Origin of the sequence: Marinovum sp. PR37, assembly GCF_028807375.1 — a bacterium.
In the GTDB taxonomy this organism is placed as follows: domain Bacteria; phylum Pseudomonadota; class Alphaproteobacteria; order Rhodobacterales; family Rhodobacteraceae; genus Marinovum; species Marinovum algicola.
Genome location: NZ_JARAML010000007.1, coordinates 103332 through 128728, shown reverse-complemented (window position 1 = coordinate 128728; position 25397 = coordinate 103332). Strand labels below are relative to the sequence as shown.

The 25397-nt window shown below is 66.1% G+C and carries 23 protein-coding genes; 7 read left to right on the top strand and 16 right to left on the bottom strand.

What is annotated here, in order from left to right:
- Window positions 1-26 precede the first annotated feature (26 nt).
- The 5 genes from PVW49_RS08440 to PVW49_RS08420 all read left to right on the top strand — a co-directional run bounded on the left by PVW49_RS08440 (window position 27) and on the right by PVW49_RS08420 (window position 5145).
- Window positions 27-2546 carry a heavy metal translocating P-type ATPase gene (locus PVW49_RS08440; protein WP_274590342.1) on the top strand — a complete coding sequence of 840 codons (2520 nt, stop codon included), beginning with the start codon at window positions 27-29 and terminating at the stop codon, window positions 2544-2546.
- Window positions 2547-2558: 12 nt separating this feature from the next.
- Window positions 2559-2978 (top strand): Cu(I)-responsive transcriptional regulator, encoded by a 420-nt coding sequence (cueR, locus tag PVW49_RS08435; RefSeq protein WP_048535064.1) that lies wholly within the window; start codon window positions 2559-2561, stop codon window positions 2976-2978.
- Between the two features lie 12 nt (window positions 2979-2990).
- Window positions 2991-3407 carry an ion channel gene (locus PVW49_RS08430; RefSeq protein ID WP_048535065.1) on the top strand — a complete coding sequence of 139 codons (417 nt, stop codon included), beginning with the start codon at window positions 2991-2993 and terminating at the stop codon, window positions 3405-3407.
- A gap of 105 nt (window positions 3408-3512) precedes the next feature.
- Window positions 3513-4379 (top strand): DUF305 domain-containing protein, encoded by an 867-nt coding sequence (locus tag PVW49_RS08425; protein ID WP_274590341.1) that lies wholly within the window; start codon window positions 3513-3515, stop codon window positions 4377-4379.
- 1 nt (window position 4380) lies between these two features.
- Entirely contained in the window at window positions 4381-5145 is a 765-nt protein-coding gene (locus PVW49_RS08420) for a glutaredoxin (protein WP_274590340.1), read from the top strand.
- Here PVW49_RS08420 and pcaF read toward each other — a convergent pair whose 3' ends face one another.
- From pcaF to PVW49_RS08375, 9 genes are read right to left on the bottom strand one after another with little or no spacing between them, the layout of a single operon-like run.
- Window positions 5146-6348, bottom strand: coding sequence for a 3-oxoadipyl-CoA thiolase (pcaF, locus tag PVW49_RS08415; protein WP_274590375.1), 1203 nt, complete (start codon window positions 6346-6348; stop codon window positions 5146-5148).
- Window positions 6348-6743 (bottom strand): RidA family protein, encoded by a 396-nt coding sequence (locus PVW49_RS08410; protein WP_274590339.1) that lies wholly within the window; start codon window positions 6741-6743, stop codon window positions 6348-6350. Before PVW49_RS08410 ends, pcaF begins: the two co-directional genes overlap by 1 nt.
- Window positions 6733-7146: an acyl-CoA thioesterase gene (locus PVW49_RS08405; RefSeq protein ID WP_048535076.1), complete on the bottom strand. Its 414-nt coding sequence runs from the start codon at window positions 7144-7146 to the stop codon at window positions 6733-6735. The genes PVW49_RS08410 and PVW49_RS08405 overlap by 11 nt, the downstream gene beginning before the upstream one ends.
- A 3-nt stretch (window positions 7147-7149) precedes the next feature.
- Window positions 7150-8772, bottom strand: coding sequence for an AMP-binding protein (locus PVW49_RS08400; RefSeq protein WP_274590338.1), 1623 nt, complete (start codon window positions 8770-8772; stop codon window positions 7150-7152).
- Window positions 8769-9923 (bottom strand): acyl-CoA dehydrogenase family protein, encoded by a 1155-nt coding sequence (locus PVW49_RS08395; RefSeq protein ID WP_274590337.1) that lies wholly within the window; start codon window positions 9921-9923, stop codon window positions 8769-8771. Before PVW49_RS08395 ends, PVW49_RS08400 begins: the two co-directional genes overlap by 4 nt.
- Window positions 9923-10726, bottom strand: a complete 804-nt coding sequence (locus PVW49_RS08390) for an enoyl-CoA hydratase family protein (RefSeq protein WP_274590336.1) — start codon at window positions 10724-10726, stop codon at window positions 9923-9925. Before PVW49_RS08390 ends, PVW49_RS08395 begins: the two co-directional genes overlap by 1 nt.
- Window positions 10723-11190 (bottom strand): MarR family winged helix-turn-helix transcriptional regulator, encoded by a 468-nt coding sequence (locus tag PVW49_RS08385; protein ID WP_274590335.1) that lies wholly within the window; start codon window positions 11188-11190, stop codon window positions 10723-10725. The genes PVW49_RS08390 and PVW49_RS08385 overlap by 4 nt, the downstream gene beginning before the upstream one ends.
- Entirely contained in the window at window positions 11187-11906 is a 720-nt protein-coding gene (locus PVW49_RS08380) for an SDR family NAD(P)-dependent oxidoreductase (protein ID WP_274590334.1), read from the bottom strand. The genes PVW49_RS08385 and PVW49_RS08380 overlap by 4 nt, the downstream gene beginning before the upstream one ends.
- Entirely contained in the window at window positions 11903-14197 is a 2295-nt protein-coding gene (locus PVW49_RS08375) for a bifunctional salicylyl-CoA 5-hydroxylase/oxidoreductase (RefSeq protein WP_274590333.1), read from the bottom strand. Before PVW49_RS08375 ends, PVW49_RS08380 begins: the two co-directional genes overlap by 4 nt.
- Window positions 14198-14315: 118 nt before the next feature.
- On the opposite strand from PVW49_RS08375, the gene PVW49_RS08370 reads away from it, so the two are divergent.
- On the top strand, window positions 14316-16247 hold the full coding sequence (locus PVW49_RS08370) for a 3-hydroxyacyl-CoA dehydrogenase NAD-binding domain-containing protein (protein WP_274590332.1): 1932 nt from the start codon (window positions 14316-14318) through the stop codon (window positions 16245-16247).
- Between the two features lie 8 nt (window positions 16248-16255).
- Here PVW49_RS08370 and kynU read toward each other — a convergent pair whose 3' ends face one another.
- Together kynU and PVW49_RS08360 are read right to left on the bottom strand one after the other, a co-directional pair.
- Window positions 16256-17446, bottom strand: a complete 1191-nt coding sequence (gene kynU / locus PVW49_RS08365) for a kynureninase (RefSeq protein WP_274590331.1) — start codon at window positions 17444-17446, stop codon at window positions 16256-16258.
- The gene (locus PVW49_RS08360) at window positions 17446-18285 is read right to left on the bottom strand and encodes a tryptophan 2,3-dioxygenase (protein ID WP_274590330.1); all 840 of its coding nucleotides are present in this window, start codon (window positions 18283-18285) and stop codon (window positions 17446-17448) included. The genes kynU and PVW49_RS08360 overlap by 1 nt, the downstream gene beginning before the upstream one ends.
- Before the next feature lie 180 nt (window positions 18286-18465).
- Here PVW49_RS08360 and PVW49_RS08355 point away from each other — a divergent pair, with 180 nt between their 5' ends.
- Window positions 18466-19284 (top strand): alpha/beta hydrolase, encoded by an 819-nt coding sequence (locus tag PVW49_RS08355; RefSeq protein ID WP_274590329.1) that lies wholly within the window; start codon window positions 18466-18468, stop codon window positions 19282-19284.
- Between the two features lie 23 nt (window positions 19285-19307).
- On the opposite strand, the gene PVW49_RS08350 is transcribed toward PVW49_RS08355, so the two are convergent.
- The 5 genes from PVW49_RS08350 to araD are packed head-to-tail and all read right to left on the bottom strand — an operon-like array spanning window position 19308 to window position 25394.
- On the bottom strand, window positions 19308-20828 hold the full coding sequence (locus PVW49_RS08350) for an aldehyde dehydrogenase (NADP(+)) (RefSeq protein WP_274590328.1): 1521 nt from the start codon (window positions 20826-20828) through the stop codon (window positions 19308-19310).
- Between the two features lie 10 nt (window positions 20829-20838).
- Window positions 20839-21756, bottom strand: coding sequence for a dihydrodipicolinate synthase family protein (locus PVW49_RS08345; RefSeq protein ID WP_274590327.1), 918 nt, complete (start codon window positions 21754-21756; stop codon window positions 20839-20841).
- Window positions 21753-22721 (bottom strand): aldose epimerase family protein, encoded by a 969-nt coding sequence (locus PVW49_RS08340; protein WP_274590326.1) that lies wholly within the window; start codon window positions 22719-22721, stop codon window positions 21753-21755. The genes PVW49_RS08345 and PVW49_RS08340 overlap by 4 nt, the downstream gene beginning before the upstream one ends.
- A complete protein-coding gene (locus PVW49_RS08335) occupies window positions 22711-23652 on the bottom strand; it encodes a Gfo/Idh/MocA family protein (protein WP_274590325.1) in 942 nt (313 codons plus the stop codon). The genes PVW49_RS08340 and PVW49_RS08335 overlap by 11 nt, the downstream gene beginning before the upstream one ends.
- Window positions 23652-25394: an L-arabinonate dehydratase gene (araD, locus tag PVW49_RS08330; protein ID WP_274590324.1), complete on the bottom strand. Its 1743-nt coding sequence runs from the start codon at window positions 25392-25394 to the stop codon at window positions 23652-23654. Before araD ends, PVW49_RS08335 begins: the two co-directional genes overlap by 1 nt.
- Window positions 25395-25397: the final 3 nt, after the last annotated feature.

Genomic DNA, 25397 nt, shown 5'->3' with positions numbered 1-25397 from the left:
ACCTTCCCAGCAACGAAGGAGATGCCATGACACCCTCTACAAACATTCGGGTTTCGGTACAGAATATGTCCTGCGCGTCCTGCGTCGGCCGGGTAGAACGCGCGTTGGCGGCGGTGCCCGGGGTCGATGCGGTCAGCGTCAATCTCGCGTCCGAGACGGCACAGGCACAGATCGATTCCGACACCCGCGTTCCCGCTGTGATCGACGCGCTGGAGCGCGCCGGCTATCCCGCTCGCACCGGCACGGTGCGCCTGAACATCGCCTCCATGTCCTGCGCCTCCTGCGTCGGGCGCGTCGACAAGGCGTTGGAAGCGGTCCCCGGCGTGCTCGACGTCAACGTCAACCTCGCGTCTGAAACCGCGACGGTCACCTATGTCGAAGGCGCCGTCGAGCTCTCCGATCTGCTCAAGGCCGCGGCCGACGCCGGATATCCGGCAGAGCCGGCCGACGCGACCACGACCGAGGATCCCGGCGCGCGCAAACAGACCGAGGCCCGCGAGCTGGCCCGCCGCACCGTCTTTGCGGCAGTGCTGGCACTGCCGGTCTTCCTGCTGGAAATGGGCGCGCATATCGTGCCGGGCGTGCATGAGCTGATCGGCCGCACCATCGGCCACCAGACAAGCTGGATGATCCAGTTCGTGCTGACATCGGTGGTGCTGTTCTGGCCGGGGCGCCACTTCTATCTCAAGGGGTTCCCCGCCCTGCTGAAAGGCGCGCCGGACATGAACAGCCTGGTCGCCGTGGGCACCGGGGCCGCCTATCTCTATTCACTGACGGCGCTGTTCGCGCCCGCCCTGCTGCCGGAAACCGCACGCGCGGTCTATTTCGAAGCGGCGGCGGTGATCGTGGTGCTGATCCTTCTCGGCCGCTGGATGGAAGCGCGGGCCAAGGGCCGCACCGGTGCCGCGATTCAGAAACTGCTGGGCCTTCAGGCGCGCACCGCGCGGGTTCTGGTGGATGGTGAACCGCAGGAGGTGGCTATCGAGCGTATCGCCGCCGGCGACATCCTTGTCGTTCGGCCAGGTGAGCGCATCGCCGTCGACGGCGAGGTGACCCAGGGCAGCGCTCATGTCGACGAAAGCATGATCACCGGCGAACCGGTGCCCGTGGCCAAGGCCGAGGGCGACCCGGTGACCGGCGGCACCGTCAACGGCACCGGCAGCTTCCAGTTCCGTGCCACCCGCGTCGGCGCCGATACCACCCTGGCCCAGATCATTCGCATGGTCGAACAGGCGCAGGGCGCCAAGCTGCCGATCCAGGGCATGGTGGACCGGATCACCCTGTGGTTCGTGCCGGCCGTCATGGCCCTGGCCGCACTGACGGTGCTGGTCTGGCTGGTGGTCGGACCCTCGCCGGCGCTGTCGTATGCGCTGGTTGCCGGGGTCTCGGTACTGATCATCGCCTGCCCCTGCGCGATGGGTCTGGCCACGCCGACCTCGATCATGGTGGGCACCGGCCGGGCCGCCGAGATGGGCGTGCTGTTCCGCAAGGGCGACGCCCTGCAACAGCTGACCTCGGTCGATGTGGTGGCGCTGGACAAGACCGGCACGGTGACCGAAGGCCGCCCGGAGCTGACCGATCTGGTGCTGGCCAAAGGCTTTGACCGCGCCGACGTGCTGGCGCTGGTGGCAGCGGTCGAGGCGCTGTCGGAACACCCGATTGCCGAGGCCATCGTGCGCACCGCCCAGGCCGAAGGCGCGACGCGCCACGAGGTGGAGGATTTCGCCTCGATCACCGGCTACGGCGTGCAGGCCAAGATCGCCGGGCATGATGTGCTTGTCGGTGCGGATCGCCTGATGACCCGCGAGGGGATCGACATCGGCGCCATGGCCGATGCCGAACGCCGCCTGGCGGAACAGGGCCGGACCGCGCTCTTTGCGGCGGTTGACGGCAAGGTCGCGGCGGTGATCGGCGTGGCCGACCCGGTGAAACCGGCCAGCGCGGCGGCGATCCGCGCGCTGCACGATCTCGGGCTGAAGGTCGCGATGATCACCGGCGACAAGCGCGAGACGGCCCTTGCCATCGCCCGCGAAACCGGGATCGACCACGTGATCGCCGGTGTTCTGCCCGATGGCAAGGTGGCCGCCCTGGACGAGCTGCGGCAAGGCGGCAAGCAGATCGCCTTTGTCGGCGACGGCATCAACGACGCGCCGGCGCTGGCCCATGCCGATGTCGGGATCGCGATCGGCACCGGCACCGATGTCGCCATCGAGTCGGCGGATGTGGTGCTGATGTCGGGCGACCTGCGCGGCGTGGTGAACGCCTTCGAAGTCTCCGGCCGGACCATGCGCAACATCCGACAGAACCTGTTCTGGGCCTTCGGCTACAATGTCGCGCTGATCCCGGTGGCCGCGGGCCTGCTCTATCCAGCCTTCGGCCTGCTGTTGTCGCCGGTCCTGGCCGCCGGTGCCATGGCGCTCAGCTCGGTCTTTGTGCTGACCAACGCCCTGCGGTTGCGCCGCGTACGCGCGGTGATGGACGAATCCCGCATGCCGGGGCCTGCACAGGCCCCGACGCGCTCCCCTGCCCCCCTCGTTGCTGAATAAGGAGGAACTGACATGAATATCGGAGATGTGGCCGCCCTGTCCGGTCTGCCCGCCAAGACGATCCGCTACTATGAGGATATCGGCCTAGTGAAACCGCTGCGCAGCGCGAACGGCTATCGCTCGTTCCGCGAAAGCGATGCGCACAAGCTGGCCTTTCTGGGCCGGGCCCGCGCGCTGGGCTTTTCCATCGAAGACTGCCGCAACCTCATGGCGCTCTACGAAGACGAACATCGCGCCAGCGCCGAGGTCAAGGATATCGCGGAACACCACCTCGAACGGATCGACAGCAAGATCGCGGAACTGAAGGAGATGCGCGCCACGCTGGCGCATCTGGTGGATGCCTGCGCCGGCGATCACCGCCCGGATTGCCCGATCCTCGCCGATCTTGCCAAGGAGCAGAGCGGCGAAGACCGGCTGGAGAACACGGCGTAGCGGGGTTCGGGCATGGGCTGGGCCATTGTTCTGGCACTCATCCTCTTTGGCATGAGCGGTCTTGTCCATGTCGCGGCCATGAGCTGGGTGATGTCCGCCGCAACGCGGCGGACCTTCGCCACACCAGCGCGCCTCCTGCTTGCCCTCTACGGGCTGGGAGGCGCGCATATTCTCGAAGCCGGGCTTTACGCCATCGGCTTTTCGCTGGGCGACAATCTGGGCATTGGCGGTTTCGAGCAGGAGGACGTCAATTCATTCATGGATGTCTTCTATTTTTCACTGGTCAATTATTCCTCGCTTGGATTGGGCGACATTTACCCGACCGGCCATTTCCGCTTTCTTGCCGGCGTCGAGGCGCTGAACGGCTTTCTCTTGATAAGCTGCTCGGCCTCGACCCTCTTTCTCGTGGTGACGCGAAAACCCGATTGAAACATCGCGTCTCTGGCGATTGCTGCAAAAAAATCCGGAACATTCCAGCGCGGGAATGTCGTTTTCCATCTGTATTGGTATCCGTCCAAGCAGAGGAAACGAAACATGTCTTATTGGAGATTTGCCGGAATGATCGCGACATCGACGGTCGTGATGTTCATCCTGATGTATCTGAACACCTATCTGCTTTCCCATGTGTTCTGGTCCGAAACCCGGGCCTACATGGCGCTTCTGATGGGTGCGACGATGGCGATCATCATGCTCGCCTTCATGCTTTCGATGTATTCTAACAAGTCGATCAACACGGCGATTTTCGCCGGGGCCGCGCTGGCCTTTGCGGGCTCGCTCTGGCTCGTGCGCAGCCAGGTGACGGTCGGGGACACCAGCTACATGCGCGCGATGATCCCGCACCATTCGATTGCGATCATGACCTCGAGCCGGGCCGAAATTTCCGATCCGCGCGTGCGCAAGCTCGCCGACGAGATCGTTTATGCGCAGGACAAGGAGATCGCCGAGATGCGCTATCTGATCAACGAGATCGAAAACTCCGGCGATGCCCCCGAAACGCAAGACCCCGCCACGCCGAGTATCGTGAGCCTCGAGGAAGCGCTCTCGACCGCGAATGTCGCGGTGATCGACCCCGGTTTCATGACCGAGGACGAGATTGCGCAGCTTCTGCCCGGCGGCCCGGGCTGCACCTTCAACTACACCCCCGGCGGCCCGCCGGTGCTCGCTCTGGGTGAGGCCGATGGCGAAACTGCCGGACTGGTCAAGCTGAGCGACGATCTGGTCCGCATCGGGGAAACCGCGTCCGGTCTCGGCACCGAGGGCCTGACGATCCGTCTCGAAGCCGCCGAAGACGGCAGCTCGCTCGACGCCGCCGGTGCGGAGCCGGTCGAAGCGACCATGGTGCTCGAACTCGACGCCGGGCTCAGCGCCGGATACCGCGGCTTCTACAGCTGTGGAGCCTGACATGAACAAGCAGACAAACCCCGCCTCGCGCACCGCGAAACTCTACCGGATGGCCATGCCGGATCACCTCTGCCCCTACGGGCTGAAATCCAAGGCTCTTCTGGAGAGAGAGGGATATGCGGTCGAGGACCACCATCTGACCACGCGCGAGGAAACCGATGCCTTCATGGAGAAACATGGCGTCGAGACCACGCCCCAGACCTGGCTCGGGGATGAGCGGATCGGCGGCTACGACGATCTGCGCGTCCACTTTGGCAAGGAGACGCAGGATGCCGACGAGACCAGCTATCAGCCGGTCATCGCCATCTTCTCCGTCGCCTTCCTGATGGCGCTTGGCCTGAGCTGGGCGATGTTCGGCTCGATCCTGACGCTACGCGCCGCCGAATGGTTCATCGCGATCTCGATGTGCTTCCTTGCGGTTCAGAAGCTGCAAGACGTCGAAAGCTTTTCGACGATGTTCCTGAACTACGACCTCCTCGCCCGGCGCTGGGTGCGATACGGATATATCTATCCCTTCGGCGAAGCCTTTGCCGGCATCCTCATGGTCGCAGGGGCGCTGACCTGGCTGTCAGCGCCGGTGGCGCTCTTCATCGGCACGGTCGGCGCGGTCTCCGTCTTCAAGGCGGTCTACATCGATCGGCGCGAGCTGAAATGCGCCTGTGTCGGCGGCAGCAGCAACGTGCCCCTCGGGTTCGTTTCCCTGACCGAAAACCTGATGATGATCGTCATGGGGATCTGGATGCCGCTGAAGGTTCTTGTGCTCTGATCAGGGTGCGCGCAGGGCGACGGCCACCCCCTGACCCACACCAACGCAGAGTGTGGCCAGGGCCGTCCGCGACTCCCCGCGGGCGATGGCCATGGCGGCCGTGCCGATCAGCCGCGCCCCGGTCATGCCCAGCGGATGGCCCAGCGCGATCGCCCCGCCACGCGGATTGACGTGAGCGGCAAAGGGATCGAGACCCAGCTCGCGACAGACGGCGATGGCCTGCGCTGCGAAGGCCTCGTTCAATTCGATCAGGTCGAACTCTTGCGGCGTCATGCCGAGCCGGGCGCAGAGCTTTTGCACCGCCGGCACCGGGCCGATGCCCATCACGCGTGGCGCCACACCCGCACTTTGCGCGCCGCGATATTCGGCCAGTGGCGTCAGGCCCTGCGCCGCGACCGCCCGTTCCGACGCCAGGATCAGCGCCGCCGCGCCATCGTTGACCCCCGAGGCATTGCCGGCGGTCACGCTACCGCCATCGCGGCAGATGGCTTTCAGCCCACCCAGCTTGTCCAGCGTGGTCTCGCGCGGGTGTTCGTCCTGCGTCACCTCGCTCATCTGGCCACGGCGTCCGGCGACCGGGACCGGCAGGATTTCCTCGGCCATACGCCCGTCGGCAATCGCACGGGCGGCGCGGGTCTGGCTGGATAGCGCCAGGCGATCCTGGTCGGCGCGGCTCACGTCAAAGGCTTCGGCCACGTTCTCGGCGGTTTCCGGCATCGACTCGGTGCCGTATTGCGCGGCGATCCGGCGATTGGCGAACCGCCAGCCGATGGTCGTGTCGTGGATTTCGGCGGCGCGGGAAAAGGCGGTTTCGGGCTTCGGCATCACAAAGGGCGCGCGGCTCATGCTCTCGGCGCCGCCGGCGATCACCAGATCGGCCTCGCCCACCTGAATCTGACGCGCGCCGGCGACAACGGCATCCATGCCCGAAGCGCAGAGCCGGTTCACGGTGACCGCCGGAACGCTTTCGGGCAGGCCCGAAAGCAGCACCACCATGCGCGCGAGGTTGCGGTTGTCCTCGCCTGCCTGATTGGCGGCACCAAAGATGACCTGATCCACCGCCGCCGGGTCCAGCCCGGGGTTGCGCGCCATCAGCGCCGTGACCGGCAGGGCGGCGAGATCGTCGTTGCGCACCGTCGCCAGCGCGCCGCCGTAACGGCCGATCGGCGTGCGGAGGTAATCGCAGATATAGACCGGCTCCATCATCCGATATGCGCCGTCGCTTCGATTTCCACCATCGCCTCATCCTCGATCAGATCGGCGACGACCACCATCGACATGGCCGGGAAATGCTTGCCAAAGACCTCGCGATAAGCCGCGCCGACCTCGGCCTGATGGGCAAGATAGACCGATTTGTCGGTCACGAACCAGGTCAGCCGCGCAACATCAGACACCTGCCCGCCCGCCGCCTCGACGATGGCCGCGATGTTTTTCAGCGCCTGCCGCATTTGGCCAACAAAGCCGCCGCCAACGAATTGCTTGTTGCCGTCCCAGCCGATCTGGCCGCCGATATGCAGCGTGCCGTCCCGGGCCAGAACGCCGTTGGCATAGCCCTTGGCGGGAAGCCAGCCTTCGGGGTGAATGATCTCATGTGTCATGGTTCGCTTCCTTCAAGGGCAGGAGTGTCTGCCGGATCTCTTCGGGCCAGGGCGCTGGTTTGCCCGCCCCGTCGACATGCACCAGCACGGCCTCTGTGGCAAAACGCAGCTCTTCGCCGCAAATCGCACGCATGTCATAGCCGAGCGAACTTCGCCCGACATGGGTGATGACCAGTCGCAGGGTCAGCCGATCACCGTGAAAACTCGGCCGCTGAAACCCGGTGCGGATTTCGGCCGTGGGCACGGCGGCCGTCTTGTGCACCTCGGCAAAGGGCCAGCCCAGCGTTTCGTCAAAGAAGGCCTCGACACAATCGTTCATCATTTCGAAGTAGCGCGGAAAGAAAACGATCCCCGCCGGGTCGCAATGGCGAAACAGCACCTTCTGCGCGATCTCGAAGGCCATGCCTCAGTCCTTCGCCCGCAACAAAAAGCGCTGGATCTTGCCTGTCGACGTCTTGGGCAGGCTGTCGACATAGCGCAGCGCCCGGGGATATTTGTAGGGCGCGATGGTGGCCTTGACGTGCTCTTGCAAGCGCGTGGTCAGCTCCTGCGAGGGCGTGACACCCGGCATCAGCACCACATGCGCCTCGACGATCATGCCGCGGGTCTCGTCCGGGACACCGATCACGCCGCATTCGGAGACGTCGGGATGGGCCAGCAGCGCAGCCTCGACCTCGGGCCCGGCGATGTTGTAGCCGGCCGAAACGATCACGTCGTCGCTGCGGGCGGTGAAGTGGAAATAGCCCTCTTCGTCCTGCACGAAACTGTCGCCGGTGATGTTCCAGCCGTCCTGAACATATTCCGTCTGCCGCTCGCCGTGTAGATAGCGGCATCCGGTGGGGCCGCGCACGGCAAGCCGGCCCATCGTGCCGCGTGGCGCTTCGCGACCATCCTCTTGCAGAACCCTGGCCTGATAGCCGGCGGTCGGTTTGCCGGTACAGGCCGGGCGATGATCGTCGAAGTGGTTCGAAATGAAGATATGCAGCATTTCCGTGGCCCCGATCCCGTCGAGCATCGGTTTGCCGGTCTGGGCAATCCAGGCGTCATAGACCGGCTTGGGCAATGTCTCGCCCGCCGACACCGCCGCCCGCAGGGACGACAGGTCCGCGCCCTCTTCCATCGCCTGCAACATCACGCGATAGGCCGTCGGCGCGGTGAAGGAGACGGTGGCGCGGTATTTCTGGATGATCTCGATCATGTTGGGCGGCGAGGCGGTTTCCAGCAGCGTCGCGGCGGCCCCGAAGCGCAGCGGAAAGATCGCCAGTCCGCCCAATCCGAAGGTAAAGGCCAACGGCGGCGAGCCGACAAAGACATCCTCGGGCGTCACGCCCAGAACTTCCTTGGCGTAGCCGTCGGCGATGATCAGCAGATCGCGGTGAAAATGCATCGTCGCCTTCGGCGCGCCGGTCGAACCGGAGGTGAAGCCCAAAAGCGCCACGTCGTCCTGTGCCGTGTCGACCGCGTCGAAATGCACCGGCTTTTCCAGCGCCAGCCGGTCCAGCTCGGCCTCGTGGTTCGAGGTGCCGTCAAACCCCATGACCGATTTCAGGCTCGGACATTTTCCGGCACAGGCCGTCATTTCCTCCATCAGCCGGGTATCGCAGAGCGCGAACTGGACCTCGGCCTTTTCGACATATTTCACCAGCTCTCCGGCGCGCAGCATCGGCATGGTGTTGACGACCACGGCCCCGGCCTTGGTCGCGGCCAGCCAGCAGGCCACCATGGCCGGATTGTTGGCCGAACGGATCAGCACCCGGTTGCCGGGCTGCACGCCAAGGTCTTCGACCAGCACATGCGCCAGGCGGTTGGTCCAGTCTGTCAGCTCCTTGTAGGTGCGCCTGCGCCCGTTGCCGATCAGGGCCGTGTGGTCGCCAAAGCCCTTGTCGACCATCGCATCGGTCAGCTCGACGGCGGCATTCAGCCGGTCGGGATAGTCGAAACCGTCAAGCAGCAGGTCGGGCCAGTTCTCTTCGGGGGGCAGGTTGTCGCGGGCAAAGGTGTCGACGTGGCCGGAGGGGCGGAGTGTCATGCGCGGTCTCCCTGATGGGCCGCGCGGGCGGCGCGGGCGATGATGACTTTTTGAACGTCCGAAGCGCCCTCGTAGATGCGCAGGGCGCGGATTTCGCGATAAAGCGTCTCGACCGTGGAGCCCGAGCGCACCCCCTCGCCACCAAAGATCTGTACCGCCTTGTCGATGACGATCTGGGCGTGATCGGTGGCAAAAAGCTTGGCCATCGCCGCTTCGCGGGTGATCCGTGGCGTGCCTGTGTCCTTGGCCCAGGCCGCGCGATAGACCAGAAGCGCCGCCGCATCGACGTCAAGTGCCATGTCAGCCAGATGGCCCTGCACCATTTGCAGATCGAAGAGGGGCGCGCCCTGCACGTGCCGGCTGTCGACGCGAGCAAGCGCCTCGTCCAGCGCGCGGCGGGCAAATCCCAGCGCCGCCGCCGCGACCGTCGGCCGAAACACGTCGAGCACGGACATGGCGATGCGAAACCCCTGCCCCGGCGCGCCCAGCATCGCGCTGGCGGGAATCCGGCACTCGGTGAAACGCAGGGTGGCCAGGGGATGCGGCGCGATGGTGTCGAGCCGCTCGGTGATTTCGAACCCCGGCAGATCGGCGGGGACGACAAAGGCGGAAAGCCCCTTGGCCCCCGGGGCCTCGCCGGTGCGGGCAAAGAGCGTGCAGAGATCGGCGATCCCGCCATTCGAGATCCAGGTCTTTTCGCCATTGAGGATGTAATCATCACCCTCGCGGCGGGCCGTCATGGTGGAATTGGCGACGTCGGAGCCCGAGCCCGGCTCGGTCAGGGCAAAGGCCGAAATCGCCTTGCCGGCGCGGGTTTTTGGCAGCCAGCGCGATTTCTGCGCCTCGGTGCCGAACAGCGAAATCGCCCCGGTGCCCAGCCCCTGCATGGCAAAGGCGAAATCGGCCAGCCCGTCGTGGTGCGCCAGGATTTCGCGCGCGAGACAGAGATTGCGCACCTCGAGCGCGCCATCGGGGCTCGCGGTGGCCTGCAAGAGCCCCGCCGCGCCCAGATCCTGGACCAGCCGGCGACAGGCCGCATCGGTGTCACTGTGGTCGATCTCGAGCCCGGCGGCCACGGTTTCGACTTGCCGGGCCCAGTCGCGATGCGCCTCGTCCAGAAACGGCCAGGAACGGTAAGATGTGTCAGCCATCAGTCGCCCTCGAATACCGGTTTTTCCTTGGCCACGAAGGCCTCGTAGGCGCGGGTGAAATCGCGGCCCTGCATGCAGATCGCCTGGGCTTGCGCCTCCGCTTCGATCGCCTGATCCAGACTCATGTTCCATTCCTGCGCCAGCATCGTCTTGGTCATGGAATTGGCGAATGTCGGCCCGGCGACGATGCGTTCGGCCAGTTTCACCGCTTCGCCCTCGAGCGCCTCGGCCGCGACCACGCGGTTGAAGAAGCCCCAGCGCTCGCCCTCCTCGGCGGACATGGCCCGCCCGGTGTAAAGCAGCTCTGCCGCGCGGCCCTGTCCGATGATCCGGGGCAGCATGGCGCAAGCGCCCATGTCACAGCCGGCGAGGCCGACGCGGTTGAACAAGAAGGCAGTCCTTGCCTCGGGTGTCGCCAGCCGCAGATCCGAGGCCATCGCCATGATCGCCCCGGCCCCGGCACAGACGCCATCGACGGCGGCGATGACCGGCTTGCCGCAATGCACCATCGCCTTGACCAGATCACCGGTCATCCGGGTAAAGGCCAGAAGCTCCTTCATGCTCATCCGGGTCAGCGGACCGATGATATCATGCACGTCTCCGCCGGAAGAGAAGTTTCCGCCATTGGGCAGGATCACCACGGCATGGATGTCCTCGGAATAGGCCAGCCCGCGAAACCAGTCGCGCAGCGCGGCGTAACTGTCGAAGGTGAACGGGTTCTTCCGCTCGGGCCGGTCGTGCGCGATGCGGGCGATGCCACCCGACACCGTGCAGCGGAAATGTTCGGCCTGGGTGCCTGTCATGGTCTGGGTCCTCCCTCCGTCGATGCGCTGAGCAGGGCCAGGAGATGTTGCGCCTCGTCCTCGTCGAACCCGTCCAGCATGTCGTTGATCCAGCTTTCGTGATCGACCGCCAGCGCGGCGAATTCCGCCTTGCCCGCTTCGGTCAGCCGCGCCACCTGAGCCCGGCGGTCGCCCGGAAAGGCCACGCGGCAGGCCAGCCCATCTTCGGTCAGCCGGTCGACAACGCCGGTGACATTGCCGTTCGACACCCGCAGGAATGTCGAGAGCTCGCTCATCTTCAGCCCCTCGGGATGGCGCGCCAGCGCTGCCATCACATCGAACCTGGGCAGCGTCGTGCCATGCTGATCGCGCAGCCGGCGGCGCAACTCGGCCTCGATGCTGCCGGTCAGCTTGAGGAGCCGTAGCCAGAGGCGCAGCCGGGTTTTCGACAGCGTGTGGGTCGAAATCTTCTCGTCAAGCGTCATATCTCGCCTCCGGAAATGCTGAGCGCGTGGCCGTTGATCGCGGCAGCCCCCTCCGAGGCCAGAAAAAGCGCCGTCGCCGCCACCTCCTCGGGGTCGATCAACCGCCGCATCGGGTTGCCGCCGACCAGCCGCGCGACGGCCTCGTCGCGGGGAATGTCGAAGCGTTTCATCAGCCCCTCGGTGGCGGCCTGCGCCATGTCGGTATCGACGAAACCCGGGCAGATGGCATTGCAGGTGATGCCGCGCAGCGCCACGTCCTGCGCCACCGACCGCACCAGCCCCAGCACCCCGTGCTTGGCCGCCGCATAGGCCGGGATCGCCGCGCCGCCCTGCAAGGAGGCGGTGGAGGCGAGGGCGATCAACCGTCCGCCGGCAGGCATCCCGGCCAATGCCGCGCGGAAGGTCAGGAAGGTGCCCGTCAGGTTGACGGCCAGCGTCGCGTTCCATTGCGCCAGCGTCAGGTCGGCAATCTTGGCGGGCTGGCCGCTGCCGGCATTGGCCACGACCACATCAAAGGGCCGGGCGAACAACCGGGGCATGTCGTCCTCGCAGGTGACATCGGCGGTGATCCAGTCGAACCCGCCGGCCGCTGCCGCAGCACGCAGCGGCGCCTCGCGCCGGCCGGAAATGGTGACGCCCTCGCCGGCCGCCGCGAAGGCCCGGGCGATCGCGAGGCCGATGCCGGTGCCGCCGCCGGTGACCAGAACCCGTCTCATGCCCGCACCTGTTCGGCATCGCGGTCTGCCAGCCGCCACAACTGGTCGCGCCCGGCATGATAGGGCAAGGGCCAGTCCGGCGCGGCGCGGTCGCCGATCAGGGCAGCCTGATGCAGCGTCCAGTAGGGATCGGCCAGATGTGGCCGGCCCACCGCCACCAGATCGGCCCGGCCCGCCATCAGGATCGAATTGGCGTGATCGGCCTCGTAGATATTGCCTACCGCCATGGTGGGGATGCCGGCTTCGTTGCGGATGCGGTCGCTGAACGGGGTCTGGAACATGCGGCCATAGACCGGGCGGGCCCGGTTGCTGGTCTGACCCGCCGAAACATCGATCAGATCGGCCCCGGCCGCGCGGAAGGCACGCGCGACGGCGACGGCCTCGTCCGGCGTCACACCCTCCTCGCCCAGCCAGTCATTGGCGGAAATGCGGACCGACATCGGCTTGGTCTCGGGCCAGACCGCGCGCATCGCGGCAAAGACCTCCAGCGGATAGCGCAGGCGGTTGTCCAGCGGGCCGCCGTAGGTGTCGGTGCGCCGATTGGAGACCGGCGAGATGAAGGAGGACAAAAGATAGCCATGCGCGGCATGCAGCTCGATCATGTCAAATCCGGCACCGTCGGCCATTTCGGCGGCGGCGACGAATTGCCCCCGGATCTCGTCCATTTCGGCCCGGGTGATCTCACGCGGGACGGGGTTGGCATCGGACCAGGGGATGGGCGAGGCGCTGACCGTCTCCCAGTTGCCGAATTTCAACGGCGCGTCCATCTCTTCCCAGCCGAGTTGGGTCGAGCCCTTGCGCCCAGAATGTCCGATCTGGCAGCAAATCCGGGCGTCGGTATATTCGTGGACAAAGCGGGTCAGCCGCCGCCAGGCTGCCGCGTGCTCGGCGGTATAGAGACCGGGGCAGCCGGGGGTGATCCGTCCCTCGGGGCTGACGCAAGTCATTTCGGTATAGACCAGCCCGGCGCCGCCCTTGGCACGTTCGCCGTAATGGGTCAGGTGCCAGTCGGTGGGACAGCCGTCTTTCGCCATGTACTGCGCCATCGGCGACACGACGACGCGGTTCTTGAGCCGCATGCCGCGCAAGGCATAAGGCGCAAACATCGGGCTGCGCAGTGGCGTGTCCTGCGCCACCCCGGCACGGGCCAGAAACCAGCGCTCGGCGCTTTCCAGCCAGGCCTTGTCGCGCGCGCGCAGGTTTTCGTGGCTGATCCGCTGCGACCGGGTCAGCATGGAATAATTGAGCTGAACCGGATCGAGATTGAAATACCGTTCGACCTCTTCGAACCATTCCAGCGAGTTGCGCGCCGCCGATTGCAGCCGCAGCACCTCGAGCCTGCGGGCATCGGTGTATTTCTCGAAGGCAGCGTCGATGGTCGGTTCGCTGTCCAGCAACGTCGCCAACGCGATGGCGCTTTCAAGCGCCAGCTTGGTCCCCGATCCGATCGAGAAATGCGCCGTCGCCGCCGCGTCGCCCATCAGCACGACATTCTCGTGATGCCAGGTTTCGCACAGCACCCGGGGAAAGCGGATCCAGGCCGAGCCGCGAATGTGGGTGGCGTTGGTCATCAGGCTGTGGCCGCCGAGATGGCGGGCAAAGATCCTTTCGCAAACCGCAATCGACTCCTGTTGGCTCATCCGGCCGAAGCCCCAGGCCTCGAAGGTCTCGGGCGCGCATTCGACGATGAAGGTCGCGGTGTCATCGTCAAACTGATAGGCATGCGCCCAGACCCAGCCGTGCTCCGTCTCTTCAAAGATGAAGGTGAAGGCGTCCTTGAAGGTCTGGCGGGTGCCCAGCCAGACGAAATGGCACTGGCGCTCCTCGACATCGGGTTTGAAGGTGTCGGAATAGAGCGCGCGTGTCCGCGAATTCAGCCCGTCGCAGCCCACCACGATGTCATATTTGCTCCGGTAGTCCTCGGCACAGGCGGCCTCTGTCTCGAAACGCAGCGCCACCCCCAAGGCGCGGGCGCGCTCCTGCAAAAGAAGCAGCAATTGCCGGCGCCCGATACCGCAGAAGCCGTGACCGGACGAGACGATCCGCTCGCCCTTGAAATGCAGCGCGATGTCATCCCAATAGGCGAAATGCTGTTGAATGGCGGCGGCCGAAACCGGGTCGTTGGCGGCGAGGTTCTGCAAGGTCTCGTCCGACAGCACCACGCCCCAGCCAAAGGTATCATCTGCCTTGTTGCGCTCGATCACCGTGATCTCGTGCGAGGGATCACGCAATTTCATCGAAATGGCGAAGTACAGGCCGGCCGGCCCTCCGCCCAGGCAGGCAATGCGCATGATCCAAGTTCCCTGGTTTGCTCGCCTGCAAGATTAACCTGACCGAATTTTATTTCAAGCTTGAAATTTTAGGCCTAAACTAATATCAATGCGCCCGACCCGTTCGAAAGGCCGATCCATGACGGTAGAGCTGACCCACGACGGCAATCTGGCCATCGTCACCATCGACAATCCGCCGGTCAACGTCACCTCGCAGGCGGTGCGCGCGGCGCTTCTGAGCCGGATCGAAACGCTGGAGCGCGACCCGGCGGTCGCCGCCGTTGTGCTACGCTGTGCCGGGCGGACGTTTATCGCGGGGGCGGATGCGACAGAGTTTGACGCCCCGCCCCAAGCGCCGCATCTGCCGGATGTCATTGCGGCCGTGGAAGCCTCTGACAAACCCTGGATCGCGGCGCTGCATGGCACGGTGCTGGGCGGCGGGCTGGAGGTGGCGATGGGCTGTCACATCCGCATCGCCGCCCCGGGCACCCGGCTGGGTCTGCCCGAAGTGACACTCGGGCTGATCCCGGGGGCCGGGGGCACGGTACGCCTGCCGCGTCTGGTGCCGGGCGATCTGGCGCTGCGGATGATTGCCGGGGGCAAGCCGATTACCGCACAGGACGCCTTGAGCGCCGGTCTGATCGACGCGATTGCCGGCGACGACCTGCTGCAAGCCGCCCTGACGCGCGCCCGCAAAGCCACCGGGACGGTGCCGACGCTGAGCCGGCCGGTACGGCCCTTCGACGCCGGGGCGCTCGCCGGGATCGGCGCCAGGCTTGTCGCCAAGGCACGCGGTCAGGTTTCGGTGGCCGAGGCGGTCGAGGCCGTGACGCAGGCCCTGACCGCGCCGCCGGAGGACGCGCTGCAAGCCGAGCGCGCGCGGTTCCTGCGGCTCAAGTCCAGCCCGCAATGTGCGGCGCTGCGCCATGTGTTCTTCGCCGAACGGCGCAGCCTGTCGGACCCGCGCGCCAAGGGCACGGCCCGCGAGATCGCCGAGGTCGGCGTTGTCGGCGGCGGCACGATGGGCGCCGGCATCGCCACCGCCTGTTTGCGGCGCGGGTTTCAGGTGCGGATGGTCGAACGCGACGCAGCCACCGCCGAGGCCGGCGCCAGGCGGGTGCGCGAGATGGTGGAGGAAAGCGCGCGGCGCGAAGGTCAGGATGCCGCCGCCGTCGCGGTCACGCTCGACCGTTTTGCGGCGGGCACGGAATATGCTGCGCTGGCGCAGGCCGATCTGGTGATCGAGGCGGTGTTCGAGGAGATGGCGGTCAAGAAAGCGGTGTTTGCCGAGCTTGAGGCCGCCACCCGGCCCGACGCGATCCTGGCCACCAACACATCGTATCTCGATATCGATGAACTGGCCGCGACCCTCGATGATCCCTCCCGGGTGATCGGGCTGCACTTCTTTTCGCCCGCGCATGTGATGAAACTGCTCGAAATCGTCCTGCCCGATGCGGTCGCCGACACGGTGGTTGCCAGTGCGGCGGCCTTTGCCAAGCGGCTGGGCAAGATCGGCGTGTTCGCCGGGGTCTGCGACGGCTTCATCGGCAACCGCATCATGTCGGCCTATCGTCGCGAAGCGGAGTACATCGTCGAGGACGGCGCCTGGCCCGAAGAAGTGGATGCCGCCATGCGCGATTTCGGCTTTCCGATCGGCATCTTCGAAATGCAGGACATGGCCGGGCTGGATATCGGCTGGGCGATGCGCAAACGCCGCGCCGCCACGCGCGATCCGAACGAGCGCTACGTCGCGATCGCCGACCGCATCTGCGAGGCCGGCCGCCTGGGCCGCAAGGCCGGCGCAGGCTGGTACGATTACGTCGAAGGCAGGCCGGTGCCGTCAGAGACCGTGCGCGGGATGATCGCGGCCGAGCGCGCGCGGCAGGGCCGCACGGCTGACCGCCCGGCCGACATCATGCGCCGCCTGCTGGATGCAATGCAGGCCGAAGCGCGCGCAGTGCTTGCCGATGGCACCGCGCGCCGGGCCGAGGATATCGACGTGGTGATGGTGAACGGCTACGGCTTCCCGCGCCATCGCGGCGGGCCGATGTTCCTGGCCGGACAGCCCTGACCGGCCCGTCAGGTCACCCGCGACCGGGTCTGATAGGCCGGATCCCGCCACAACCCGTCGCGGAACACCCGCTCGATCCGCCCGGCGGCAACCCGAATGTCATCGGCATCGAGATAGAGCGGCGTGAAGCCGAAACGCATTATGTCGGGCGCACGGAAATCGCCGATGACGTCGTGCGCGATCAGCGCCTGCATCGCCGGATAGCTGTTGTCAAAGGCAAAGGACACCTGCGAACCGCGCTGTTGCGGATCGCGGGGCGAGGCCAGGGTCAGATCGGGGCAGCGGGCTTCGATCTCGCGGATGAAGAGTTCGGACAATTCGATCGACGCGGCCCGGATCTCGGCCATGTCGACGCCCTCCCAGATGTTCATCGCCTCTTCAAGGATCGAAAGCTGCACGATGGGCGGCGTGCCGATGCGCAGCCTTTCGGTTGTCATGGCCGGGCGATAGTGCCGCTCCATGGCAAAGGGCGCATCATGGCCCATCCAGCCGGACAGCGCCGGTTCGACCGTCTCGATCAGGTCGGGCCGCACGTAGATGAAGGCCGGCGCGCCGGGGCCGCCGTTGAGATATTTGTAGGTACAGCCGACGGCAAATTCGGCCTCGGAGGCCATCAGATCCACCGGCACCGCACCGGCACTATGCGCCAGATCCCAGATCATCACCGCCCCGGCGGCATGGGCCGCCCGGGTGAGCGCCTGCATGTCATGCATCCTGCCGGTGCGGTAATCGACTTGGGTCAGCATCACCACGGCAACCTCGTCGGTGATCGCCTCCAGCACCGCCTCGGGCGCCGGCGTGCGCAGCTCCAGCCCTTTGTCGATGGTCTCGATCAGCCCCTCCGCCATATAGAGATCGGAGGGAAAGTTGCCGCTGTCCGACAGGATGACTTTGCGGTCCGGGCGCATCTTCAACGCGGCCGCCAGCGCCTGATACACCTTGATCGACAGCGTGTCGCCGGTGGCGATCGTCCCCTCGGGCGCGCCGACCAGCCCGCCGATCCGGTCGCCCACCTGCTTGGGCAGCCCGATCCAGTCGGCGGTGTTCCAGGCCTTGATCAACTCTTGCCCCCATTCGGCGTCGATCACCTGCGCAGCGCGGGCGCGCGCCTTGCGCGGCAACGGGCCGAGCGAATTGCCATCGAGGTAGATCACCCCCTCGGGCAGGGAAAACAGCTCTTTTTTCGGCAGGTCGGTCATCACAATTCTCCGCGCAGGTGCCACAGTTCGGGAAACAGCTCGACGCTCAGCATCCGCCTCAGGTATTGCACGCCCGAAGAGCCGCCGGTGCCACGTTTGAAGCCGATGACACGTTCCACCGTAGTGACGTGATTGAACCGCCAGCGGCGGAGGTAATCTTCGAGATCGACCAGCTTTTCGGCCAGCTCATATAACGTCCAATAGGTCTCGACATCCTGATAGACCAGCTTCCAGCGCTCCTGGATTTCGGGCATGGCCGCGTGCGGCTGACGCAGTTGCGGCGCGGGCATCCCGTCGGTGCCGCCATCCAGCGTCTGGAACAACAGGCGCACCACCTCGTCATACAGGCTGGGGCGCGCGAGCTCGTCCGAGAGCATCTGGCGGACCTGCGGCACATGCTCATGCGGCGCCAGCATGTTTGCATTCCGGTTGCCGAGAATGAATTCGATCATCCGGTATTGATAGGATTGAAACCCCGAGGATGCGCCCAGCGAATCCCGGAACCGGGTGTAATCGGCCGGCGTCATGGTGCGCAGCACGTCCCAGGCGGAATTGAGCTGCTCGAAAATCCGCGTGACCCGGGCGAGCATCTTGAACATCGCCGGAAGCTGGCCGGAAAGAAGCGCCTCGCGCGCGCTCGAGAGTTCGCGGATCGCCAGTTTCATCCACAGCTCGCTGGTCTGGTGCTGGATGATGAACAGCATCTCGTCATGCGCCGGGGACAGCGGTTGTTGCAGCGACAGCAGCTCGTCTATCCTCAGGTAATCGCTATATGACATCGCGTCCGAAAAGGACATCTTGGTGCCTTCGGCGCCCGGATCGTAGCTGTTATCTGTCATCACATGCCCTTCAGGCTATGGTATCCACGCACCCGGCGTCGCATGCTGCACGGCACCCGGGACGTGCCGCAGGCGGCGGCGGGCGGGCGCGGGGCAGTGTGGCCGGATCAGAAAGTTATTTCAAGCATAAACCTTTTATGCTTGAATAAAGATCGGCAGACGAAGGGAGAGGATTTGACGATGAGCGATTTGACGGGGATCGACTGGGGCGACGCCTTTGCCAATGCCGCGCATATTCCCGAAGGCGATGACTATCCCGACAGATGGGCCGCCGCGGCGGCACGATTTCGCGAGGACGTGGCAGGCGAGTTGGACCTGCCCTACGGCGATCATCCGCGCGAAACGTATGACATCTTCCTGCCGCAACAGGCCGCCCATGGTCTGGTGGTTATCGTGCATGGCGGCTTCTGGCTGGCCTTCGACAAATCCTACTGGTCCCATCTCGCGGCAAGCGCGCTGGCGCAGGGCTGGGCCGTCGCCCTGCCCGGCTATACCCTGGCCCCCGAAGCGCGCATCAGCGAGATCACCGGCCAGATCGGGCGGGCCATCGCCGCGATGGCCGCGCGGGTGCCCGGACCGATCCGTCTGACCGGGCATTCCGCCGGCGGGCATCTCGTGACCCGCATGGTCTGCGACGACAGCCCCCTGCCCCCCGAGGTGCTGGCTCGAGTCGACCGGGTGGTTTCGATCAGCGGCGTGCATGACCTGCGTCCGCTGCAACTCAACCCGATGAACGATTCGCTCAAACTCACCCCCGAGGAGGCCGCCGCCGAAAGCCCGGCGCTGTGCCGATTGGTGCCCAACGTCGAGGTGACGGCTTGGGTCGGGGCGGTGGAGCGGCCCGAGTTCCTGCGTCAGTCGGCGCTGCTGTCCGAGGCCTGGAGCACGGCTGACGCTCCGGTGCCCCTGATCGCCGAAGCCGACCGCCACCATTTCGACGTCATCGACGGGCTGCGCGACCCTTCACACCCGCTCTGCCGCGCCTTGACCGACCTTTAGCCGGGCCAGGGCCGGCAGGCCGGTCAGTCGTCGCGCAGGTCTGCCGGCAACAGGCGCTCGGGCATGTTCTGGTAACATACCGGCCGCAGGAACCGGCGGATCGCCAGGGTGCCGACCGAGGTAGCGCCAAAATTGGTAGATGCGGGATAGGGCCCGCCATGTACCATCGCATCTGCCACCTCGACCCCGGTCGGAAAGCCGTTCACAAGCACGCGCCCGGCCTTGTGTTCCAGAACCGGAACGAATTCCCGCGCCAGGTCGGTGTCGGCCTCGTCGAGCTGAAGCGTTGCGGTCAGCTGGCCTTTCAGGCTTCTGGCAACCTCGAGCATCTGCTCCGGCCCGGAAGCGGTCACGACAAGGCCCAGCGGTCCAAAGACCTCTTCGGCCAGCGCACTTTGTGCAAGCCAGTCCCGGGCGCTGACCCGGAACAGCGCCGGCCCGGCCTGTCGCCCCTCGGCGGGAGCATTGAGGATCTCCGTCACGCCGGGCCGCGATCTGACCTGCGCCGCGCCGCGCCCGAAGGCGCTTGCGATCCCCTCGGTCAGCATCGCCGAGGCGGCCACATCGGAGGCCGCGCGGGCCGCCGCCTGAGTGAAGGCCTCGAGCCCCGGCCCCTCGTCGGCGATCACGATGCCCGGCTTGGTGCAGAACTGGCCCACCCCCATGGTCAGCGATGCGGCCCAGGCCGCGCCAAGCTCGGTCGCTCGAGACGCAAGCGCCGCCGGCAGGAGAAAGACCGGGTTTACCGAGCCCAGCTCGCCAAAGAACGGGATCGGTTCGGGGCGGGCAGCGCAGAGATCGAAGAGCACCCGGCCGCCCGCCAGCGAGCCGGTAAAGCCGACCGCGCGGATCAGGGGGTGTTGGACCAGGGCGCCGCCAAGGGCGTGGCTGGTTCCCTGAACAAAGGAAAAGGTGCCCGGCGGCATGCCGCTGCGCGCGACGGCCGCGGCAATGGCCTCGGCGACAATCTCGCCGGTGGCCGGATGCGCCGGATGGCCCTTGACCACAACCGGACATCCAGCGGCCAGGGCCGATGCGGTGTCCCCGCCCGCAGTCGAAAAGGCGAGCGGGAAATTCGAAGCGCCAAAGACCGCCACCGGCCCGACGGGCCGCTGAACCATTCGCAGATCTGGCCGCGGCAAGGGCTGCCGCTCGGGCAGCGCCGGATCATGACGCCGGTCAAGATGGCGGCCCGCGCGGATATGCGCCGCAAACAGTCTGAGCTGGCCGGTGGTGCGTCCGCGCTCACCCTCCAACCGGGCGGCCGGCAGGCCGGTCTCGGCGCAGCCAAGCCGGGTGATCTCGGCGCCACGTCCCTCGATCTCTTCGGCGATGGCCTCGAGAAAATCCGCCCGCGCGGCGCGAGAGGTGTTGCCGTAGGTCGAAAACGCGCGTTCCGCGGCCCGTGCGGCGCGGTCCACTTCCTCTGCGCCACCCGCCGCAAAACTGAGCGCCGGCCCGGTCACCGGCTGCGAGTCAAAACTGTCGTCGGACCCGATCCAATCGCCTGCGATCAGATGCTTGCCTTTGTGGTCATAGGCCATCTTGTTGTCCTCACTTTCCCCAGCGCAGCGCGATCACCTCGCTTTCGGCCGCCAGTTGCAGCAGCCGGGCCCGCGTCCGGTCCGTCATCGGTTTGAGCGGATGGCGCACGTGATCCGAACCGATCACGCCCCCCGCCTGCATCACGGTCTTGGCCGCACGCAGCCCGCATTGGCGGTTTTCATGGTTGATCAGCGGCAGGCAGGCGCGCCATTGCGCCAGCGCAGCATCGACATTGCCGGCGCGATACTCGGTGACGATGGGCCGGATCAGTTCGGGTTGCAGCGCCGAGGTCATGGTGCCGGTGCAGCCGGCATCCAGGTCGGCCAGCAGGGTCACCGCCTCTTCGCCGTCAAACGGGCCAACGATATGCTCGCCCCCCGCCTCGATCAACGCCGCCAGCTTGTCGGCGGCAAACGGTGTTTCCATCTTGAAATAGCTGACATTCTCGATCTCTTTCGCCATCCGCACCAGCAGTGGCACCGGCAAGGTCGCGCCCGATAGTGGCGCATCCTGCACCATGATCGGGATCGAGACCGCATCCGACGCGGCGGCGAAATGCTCGAAGATCGCCGCCTCGCCCGGCACCAGACCCACACCGTGATAAGGCGGCATCATCATCAGCATCGCCGCGCCCAGGGCTTCGGCCTCGCGGGCGCGATCGACCACCACCTGAGTGCTGAAATGGCTGGTGGTGACGATCACCGGCACCCGGCCCGCCACATGCTCGAGCGAGAACCGGGTCAGAGTGGCGCGCTCTTCATCCGACAGAACGAATTGTTCCGAGTAATTGGCCAGGATGCAGATCGCGTCGACCCCCTGGTCGATCATGCAGTCCAGCACCCGTGTCATGCCCTCGGTGTCGATGGCCCCGTCGGCGTGAAACGGCGTCGGCGCCACGGGGAGGATTCCGGTCAATGGTTGGATCATGGGGTCTCCTTGCGGATGAATCTGAAACGGGAGGATTGGCGGAACACCCTGTTGGGGCTCAACTCGATCGAGGGAAACTCTGGGTGGTTCGGCGCATCGGGCCAGAGCTGGGGCTCCATCGCCAGACCGGCAAAGGCACCATAGGGCTTTCCGTGATGGCCCCGCGCCGGGCGCGTGTCGAGACCGGCGGCATCATAGATCTGAAGTCCCGGCGCATCGGTCTCCACCGTCATCGTCAGCCGGTCGGTTTCCAGCCACGCGACCTTGCGAAAGCCCGTGCCATTCAGGCAGAAGTTGGTGTCAAGATCGACAGCGGCCGGCAATGGCGTCGGGCTTCGCAGGTCATAGGCCGTGCCGGCGACCGGTGCGATCTCGCCGGTGGGGATCAGCGCCCGGTCGGTCGGCAGATAATGATCGGCGGCAACACGCAGTCGATGCCCGGCCAGGCCCTCGCCGCCGAGACACCAATAGCCGTGAAAGGCCGGGTTGCAGAAAGTTCGCGCCGGGCTCTGACCTGTGATCTCGAGCCGCAGCGCGCCGTCCTCCTCGATCTCATAGGCCACCCGGATCGTCAGCGGCCCAGGCGGACCGCCATCACCCGGGTCGGACGCGATGCCAAGGACCACCCGATGCCGGTCCCGGCTCTCGATGCTCCAGGTGCGCTGCGACAGTCCCTGCGGACCGCCGTGCAGCGCGGTGTCGCCCTCGTTGGTCGCGAGTGTGACGATCCCGCCGTCGAGTGGCGCCCGGCCGCCTGCTATGCGATTGGCAATCGGTCCGACAATGGCCCCGAAATAGCGCATCGGGCCGCGATAGGCGACGGCGTCCTCACTGCCCAGCACCAGCGAATGGGTAAAGCCATCGAGGCGAAAGTCGGCCAGCGTGGCGCCATAGGTCAGGATCCGCGCCCGCGACCGCCCGCGCGCAATGGTCAGGCTTTCCTCGGTCGGCGGGTCAAGCGGCATCGGTCGCACTCTCGACAAAGGGCGCCACACGTTCGCGCCGGCCGAGCATGAAGATATCGGCCACCAGGGTCATCGGACGCAGATCGACATCGCACTGCCCCTGACGCACCAGGTCGGCCATACGCTTGTAGAGCCGCGGGTATTCCCCGGCGAGCGCCGCAGCTGCGCCTTTGACCGTGCCGTCGATCTCGAGCCTTGCACCGCCATCGGCCAGCCGGAGGCTGCCGCTTTCGGTCACCGCCACGATTTCCCAGATCTGATCGCCTTGCTGGCGCCAGTCGAAAACGGCCTCGGCCCTGGCGCCGCCGGGATGGCAAAACCCGACCCGGGCCGCAATCGGCGTCTGGCAGTTCTCGGGCACCTCCAGCACCGCCTGGGTGACATGCAGGTCTTCGGCCAGAATCTCGGTCACGATCGACAGCGCGTTGATGCCCGGGTCAAAGACACCGAGACCGCCCGGCTCCCAGAGCCAGCTCTGCCCCGGATGCCAGCGCCGCACGTCCTCTTTCCAGGTCACGGTCAGCGACGTCAGCGTCTTGTCCTCCAGCCAGGCTTTCGCCGCCCCGACCATCTCGGCCGCGCGCGAATGCCAGGTGGTGTAGAGCGTCAGCCCCGCTGCCCGCGCCGCCCGCTCGAGCGCATGGCACTCGGCCAGCGTGGCCCCGGGCGGCTTTTCCAGCATGACATGGCGCCCGGCCGCAATGGCCTGCATCGCATAGGCAAACCGCGGCACCGGGGGCAGGCAGAGCGAGACGACGCGAATGTCGGGCCGCGCCTCGAGCATGGCGCCGAGGTCGGTAAAGGCCTCCACGCCGTCAACCGCGCCCTCCCGGCTGACGGTGGCGGCGAGTTCCCAGTCGGGGCTGTCCGATATCGCGGGCACATGCTCGTCCACCGCGATCTTTCCTATGCCAACGAGGGCTATTTTCATCAGTGAGAATCCTTGCCCACGGGCGCCCCGCGGCAGCCCTTGAGGAAATCCAGGTCGGCGCCGGTATCCGCGCCTTCCACATGCGCCTGGTGCAGCCAGGCATAGCCGCTTTCGGCGCGTTCATGCGCCGGCGTCCAATCGGCCAGCCGCGCCTGCAATTCCGCCTCGGTGATGTCGAGGTGCAGGCGCCGGTTTTCGACATCGACCTCGATCATGTCGCCGCTGCGGACAACCGCCAGCGGCCCGCCCGCCGCCGCCTCGGGCGAGGTGTGCAGGATCACCGTGCCATAGGCGGTGCCGGACATGCGCGCATCGGAAATGCGGATCATGTCCTTGACGCCTTTCTTCAGCACCTTGGGCGGCAGTCCCATGTTGCCGACCTCGGCCATACCGGGATAGCCCTTGGGCCCGCAGTTCTTGAGCACCATGATGCAGGTCTCGTCGATGTCGAGCGCGTCATCGTTGATCCTGGCCTTGTAATCGTCGATGTCCTCGAAGACGACGGCGCGGCCGCGGTGCTGCATCAGATGCGGCGAGGCGGCCGAGGGTTTGAGGATCGCCCCCTTCGGCGCAAGATTGCCCGTCAGCACCGCGATCCCGCCCCTTTGCGTCAAGGCCTTGTCGAGCGGCAGGATCACGTCCTCGTTCCAGTTCTTTGCGTCCTTGACCTCGTCCCAGATCGTTTGGCCCGAAACGGTCAGAGCCGTCTTGTGCAGCTTGCCGCCCTCGGCCAGCCGTTTCAGCACCACAGGCAGACCGCCGGCATAGAAGAATTCCTCCATCAGGTATTTGCCCGAGGGTTGAAGGTTCAGGATCGTGGCGACATCCCGCCCGCACCGGTCCCAGTCGTCCAGCGTGAGATCCACGCCCACCCGGCCCGCGATGGCCAACATGTGAACGACCGTGTTGGTCGAACCACCCACCGCCCCGTTGCAACGGATGGCATTTTCGAATGCCTCGCGGGTCAGGATGTCCGAGGGTTTCAGATCGTCCTTGACCATCTGCACGATGCGGCGCCCGGAAAGCTGCGCCATGACCCGACGTCGGCTGTCCACCGCAGGGATCGCCGCATTGCCCGACAGCGCCATGCCAAGCGCTTCGGACATGCTCGCCATGCTCGACGCCGTGCCCATGGTGTTGCAGGTGCCGGAGGAACGGGTGACGGCGGATTCCGCTTCGAGGAAGTCCTCCTGCGTCATCTCGCCGGCCTTCACCGCCTCGGAAAAGCGCCACAGGTGCGTGCCCGCGCCGACCCTTTCGCCTTGGAACCAGCCGTTCAGCATCGGCCCGCCGGTCACCACGATGGACGGCAGGTCACAGGACGCGGCCGCCATCAGAAGCGACGGCGTGGTCTTGTCGCAGCCCACCATCAGCACGCAGCCATCCATCGGCTGGCCGCGGATCTGTTCCTCGATGCTGAGGGCGGCGAGGTTGCGGAACATCATCGCGGTGGGGCGGAAGGTGTTTTCCGAGGCCGAGAATACCGGCACCTCCATCGGAAACCCGCCGGCCTCCCAGATTCCGGCCTTCACCTTTTCCGCCAGTTCGCGCAGGTGACCGTTGCACGGCGTCATGTCGGACCAGGTGTTGAGGATGCCGATCACCGGGCGGCCGTCAAAGAGATCGTCGGGGTAGCCCTGGTTCTTCATCCAGCCGCGATGATAGATCACGTCCTTCGTGCTGCCCTCGTACCATTCGGCAGAGCGCAACTTGCGCGGCCATTTGGCGGGTTTGAAAGCCATGCC